The 5,157-nt window shown below is 74.5% G+C and carries 3 protein-coding genes; all 3 read right to left on the bottom strand.

From position 1 onward, the window contains the following. Window positions 1-53 precede the first annotated feature (53 nt). Genes IFT36_RS15040 through IFT36_RS15030 form a run of 3 tightly spaced genes read right to left on the bottom strand, consistent with a single transcriptional unit; the run spans window position 54 to window position 5,079 of the window. Window positions 54-2,282, bottom strand: a complete 2,229-nt coding sequence (locus tag IFT36_RS15040; protein WP_307785128.1) for a CocE/NonD family hydrolase — start codon at window positions 2,280-2,282, stop codon at window positions 54-56. Beyond that, complete coding sequence (locus tag IFT36_RS17040; RefSeq protein ID WP_307785127.1) at window positions 2,279-4,246, bottom strand: ABC transporter ATP-binding protein; 1,968 nt, start codon at window positions 4,244-4,246, stop codon at window positions 2,279-2,281. Before IFT36_RS17040 ends, IFT36_RS15040 begins: the two co-directional genes overlap by 4 nt. Next, window positions 4,243-5,079 (bottom strand): ABC transporter permease, encoded by an 837-nt coding sequence (locus IFT36_RS15030; RefSeq protein WP_249408670.1) that lies wholly within the window; start codon window positions 5,077-5,079, stop codon window positions 4,243-4,245. Before IFT36_RS15030 ends, IFT36_RS17040 begins: the two co-directional genes overlap by 4 nt. Window positions 5,080-5,157 lie beyond the last annotated feature (78 nt).

The following is a 5,157-nucleotide window of genomic DNA, read 5'->3' as shown; positions in this document are numbered from 1 at the left end:
GGTGCTCGCGCCGCCGGTGCCCGGGCGGCCGGTGCCCGCGCCGCCCGCGCCGCTCACGCCGACGTCCGGGGCACGAGCTCGTCGAAGGTCCGGTCGGCGACGAGCACCGTCTCGGCCCCGGGCCCGCCGTCCCGGGCCCAGGCGCGCACGGTGTTCTCGACCCGGAACGCCTCCGCCGAGGCCGTGACGCGCGACGTGGTCTCGAGCCACGCCTTCCAGGTCGGCTTCTCGAGTCCGATCGCCCAGCGCGACTCGGCCGACGCCGACAGCGGGTCGCCGTCGACGATGCGGTAGGTCTCGCGGCTGTCCTCGGTGAAGACCAGGCCGTCGGGGTACTCGCGTCCGCCGCCGTAGCCGGGGTCGACGTCGAGCACCCACTCGCCCGTGCCGACGTCGTGCGAGACGCTGCGCTGCGGCAGGTCCGTGGCCGGCGGCAGGGCGCGGATCGCGAGGGGCTCGGCCCGCTCGGGCGCCTCGAACGCGACGCCGTCGTCGACCGGGTGCTCCGCCGACCCGTCGCCGGGCCCGCGCGTCCACACGGGCAGCGTCACGCTGCTGCGCGTCGGGTCGAGCGTGAGGGTCGCCTCGACCGGGTGCGGCCAGACCCACGGCCAGTAGGCGCTCGACACGGCGATCCGGAGGCGGTGGCCGGCCGGGAAGGAGTGCCCGGTCGAGACCAGGGCGACGCGCACGACCTGCTCGACCCGCGCCTCCATCGGGTCGTCGGCGCGGTCGCGTCCGTTCCGCTTGTTGAGGTTGAGCACGCCGCGGGTGACGAGCGTCGACGAACCGTCGGGGGCGACGTCGCAGAGGCGCACGACGACGGTGCCGTCGGGCACGTCGCTCGCCACGGCGAGGTCGGCGACGACGCTGCCCAGGACGTCCAGCGGCGAGTCGACAGGCAGGTCGAAGCAGACCGAGCGGCCGTCCTCGGCGCGCTGGTCGGGCGGCAGGTCGGTCGCGTTGCCGAACGGGAAGAAGCGTCCGGCGTCGAGGCCGGTGCTCTGCGGCGAGCGCACGACGACGGGGCCGTCCGCCCCGCCACGCAGCGAGTCCAGCGGCACGACCCGGTCCTCGGTCTCGCGAGCGGGCCAGGTCGAGGCCGCGACCCAGCGCCCGGTCCGCTCGGCGTAGTACGTCGCCGGCGGCTCGGAGTCGTTGATCCAGGCGCGCAGCCCGGGCTCCGCGTCGACGCCGTTGGGGCAGTCGAGCAGCCAGCGGTCCCACCAGCGCAGGGTCTCCTGCAGGAACCCGATGCCCGGGCCGGGCGCCAGCCCGCGATCCGGGTACTGGTGCGACCACGGCCCGATGATGCCCTTGACCGGTGCGTCGACGTTCTCGACCAGCCGAAGCACGGCGTCGCGGTACGGGTCGGCCCAGCCGCCCACGGCGAGGACGGCGGCCGTGATCGACGAGTAGTCCTCGCAGACGCTGCCGTGCCGCCAGTAGTCGTCGCGTTCCTGGTGCGAGAGCCACGTGGTCGTCATCGGGCGGTTGTGTTCGAGGCGTTCGCGCCACCGGGCGACCCAGTCGGCGCCGACGACCTCGGGCCTCGGCGGGCGCGAGTTGAACGCGAACATCGTGCCGCCCCACGACGCCATGTCGATGCCGAGCACGGCGCCGCCCATGTAGTGCACGTCGTTGTCGTAGCGGTCGTCGGTCGAACAGACGGTGACGATCGCCTTGAGGGCCGCCGGAGCCCGCCCGGCGAGCTGCAGCGCGTTGAACCCGCCCCACGAGATGCCGAACGCGCCCACCGCGCCGGTCGACCAGGGCCGGGCGGCGAGCCACTCGATCAGGGCGATGCCGTCGTCGAGTTCCTGCACCGAGTACTCGTCGTCGAAGAGGCCGTCGCTCGACCCCGTGCCGCGGATGTCGACCCGCACCGACGCGTAGCCGTGCGCGGCGTACCAGGGGTGCCGCTCGCTGTCGCGCGGAGCCGTCCAGTCGTCGAGCCGGTAGGGCAGGTACTCGAGCAGCACCGGCACGGGCTCGTCGACCACGGGGGCCCAGATGCGGGCGTGCAGTCGCGTCCCGTCGGGCATCGGCACCCACTCGTCGCGCACCTCGACCGCGAGCGGGCCGCTGCCGTGCGGGCGGTCGGAATCCTGCCGCCCGGGGGCGTCGGCGAGGTCGGCGCGCGGGGCTCCGAGGGTGCGGACTCCCCCGGCCCACGCGGGCTCCTGCAGGAGGCGCGGGTCGCCGAGGAGGCGCGGGTCGCGTGCGCCGTCCCCCCGCTCGTCGCGTCGGGGGCCCGGGTCGGGTCGGCCGCTCGTGCTCACATCGCCTCCCAGCGCTTCACGTGGTGTCCGCCGCCGTGGTCGTCCCAGCCGTCGGCGTCCCGCCAGCGGGGCCGTGCGTCGCCGACGTCGGGCAGCTCGGTCGTGCCCGGGTCGAGCGTCGCGTCGAGCAGGGTGCGCGTGTACGGGTGGTTCGGCCCCTGGAAGACGCGTTCGGTCGGGCCCACCTCGACGATGCGGCCGCCGGTCATGACGGCGACCCGGTCGGCGACGCCGCGGACGACCGCGAGGTCGTGGCTGATGAAGAGGCAGCTGAGCCCCTTCTCGTCGCGGAGCCCCGCGAGCAGGTCGAGCACCCCGGCCTGCACGCGGACGTCGAGCGCCGTCGTGATCTCGTCGGCGATGATCAGCTCGGGGCCGGCGGCGAGCGCCCGGGCGATGCCGACGCGCTGGCGCTGGCCGCCCGAGAGCTGGGCGGGCAGGCGCGAGGCGAACTCGGGCGGCAGGCCGACCTCGACGAGCAGCTCGGCGACGCGTTCGGGGCTGGACTCGCCCGTGAAGAGCTTCAGCGGTCGGGCGATCGCGGCACCGACGGTGCGGCGGGGGTTGAGCGAGGTGTCGGCGTTCTGGAAGATCAGCTGGATCGACCGACGCAGCGTCGCCGTGCGCCCGGCGACGGGCCGGGTGAGGTCGCTCTCGACCCCGTCGGCTCCGTGGAAGGCGAACCGGCCCGACTCGGCGGGGATCAGCCCGGCGAGCGCCGTGGCGAGGGTCGACTTGCCGCTGCCGGACTCCCCCACGACAGCGAGGGTCTCGCGGCGGCCGATGGAGAACGAGACGCCGTCGACCGCGGCGGGCAGGCCGCGCCCGTACCGGACGACGAGGTCACTCGCCGTGACGACCGGCCCCGTGGCGGGTGCGGCGGGTGCCGCGGGATCGTCGCGCCGCGTTTCGTGCTGCACACCCCGACTAGTCGCGGTGCCGTGCACGGAACGCGGTGCGGTGACGTCGGTCACCACCTCGCCGAGCGCGGTGCCGGGTGCCGTCCCCGGTTCCTGCGCCGCGCCTCCTGCGGGTGCGTCGTCCGCTTCGCGCCGCGTTTCGTGCTGCACACCCCGACTGGTCGCGGTGTCGTGCACGGAACGCGGTGCGCTGGCATCGGCGTGCACGCGCGGGATGCTCGCGAGCAGCTCGCGGGTGTACTCGTGCTGCGGGTCCGCGAAGAGCGACGCGGTCGGCGCGTGCTCGACGACCCGGCCCTCGCGCATGACGGCGATCTCGTCGGCCATGGTCGACACGACGCCGAGGTCGTGGCTGACCAGCACGATCGCCATGCCGAGTTCGACCGCCAGGTCGCGGATCAGCTCGAGCACGGCCGATTGCGTGACGACGTCCAGTGCGGTGGTCGGTTCGTCGAGCACGAGCAGCTTCGGCCGGGCCGCGATGGCCATGGCGATCGCGACGCGCTGCTGCTGCCCACCCGACAGCTGGTGGGGGTAGCGCCGCACGATCGTCTCGGGGTCGGGCAGACGCACGTGGCGCACGAGTTCGAGCACGCGGTCGTCGCCTCCGGGCAGGCCGTGGCTCTCGAGCGCCTCGCGCAGCTGGCGTCCGACGCGCATCGACGGGGTGAGCGCCTGGCCGGCGTTCTGGGCGACCAGGGCCGCCGTGCCACCGCGCAGGGCCCGGCGCGCCCGCTCGTCGAGGGCGAAGACGTCGTCCCCGGCGACGCGGACGCTGCCCGACACGACCCGCGACCCGCGCCGCAGGTGCGCGAGCAGGGTGCGGGCGACGGTGGACTTGCCGCTGCCGCTCTCGCCGACCAGGCCGAGCGCGCGTCCGGCGGCGACGTCGAAGCTCACGCCCCGCACGACCGGCACCTCGCGCCGACCGGCGGCGTACGAGATGGAGAGGTCGTCGACGCGGACGACGGGATCGGGGGCGACGTCGACGGGGCGACCCGCGCCTCCTGCGGTGGTACCGGCGGTGGTGAGGGGCTCGTTCACGAGACCGCCCCCTTCTGTGCACGGTCGACGCCCAGCGACTTGCTGAGCCCGTCCGCGCTGAGGTTGAGCCCGATGACGAGCGTGGCGAGGGCGACGACGGGGGCGAGCGTGCCCCACGGGACGACGGTGAGGGCGGTGCGGTTCTCCTGCACCATGAGGCCCCAGTCGGGCGTCGGCGGGTTGGCACCGAACCCGAGGAACGACAGGGTCGAGATGAGCAACACGATCCAGGAGGCGCGCATCGCGTACTCGACGAGCACCACGTCGGTGACGTTGGGCACGATCTCGCGGAACACGATGCTCAGCGGCTTCTCGCCGCGGGCGCGGGCGGCGGTCACGTAGTCCTGCGTGATCACGGTGCGGGCGGCACCGCGGACGACGCGGGTCACGGCCGGCGCGTAGATCACGGTGACGGCGAGCACGATCACCCAGAGGCCCGAGTCGAACACGGTCACGACGACGAGCAGCGCCAGGATCGACGGCACGCTGAGCAGCGCGTCGACGATGCGCATGACGACCTCGTCGAACCAGTTGTCGGCGTAGGCGGTGACGCAACCGAGCACGGTGCCGATGCCGACCGCGATCGTCGTGGCGAGGAAGGTGACGACGAGCGCGTACCGGCCGCCGTTCAGCGTGCGCGACAGGATGTCGCGGCCGTACTGGTCGGTGCCGAGCCAGTGCACCCAGCTCGTGCCGGTCAGGGCGGCTCCCGAGTCGGTGGCGACCGGGTCGTGGCCGGTCAGCACCGGGGCGAGCAGCGCCAGCAGGACGTGCAGCGCGATCAGGCCGAGCCCGATGCTCAAGGCCGAGGAGGCGCTGAGGCTGCTGGTCAGGGACGTCGCGCTCGCGCGCAGTCGCCTCGGCCAGCCGCCCGCGGCCTGCGGTCCGGCCGATGCCGGGCCGCCGACCTG

Source organism: Frigoribacterium sp. CFBP 13605, assembly GCF_014839405.1.
Taxonomy (GTDB): Bacteria; Actinomycetota; Actinomycetes; order Actinomycetales; family Microbacteriaceae; genus Frigoribacterium.
The sequence above is the reverse complement of the archived record's forward strand: the minus strand, read 5'-3'. Positions and strand labels throughout refer to the sequence as shown.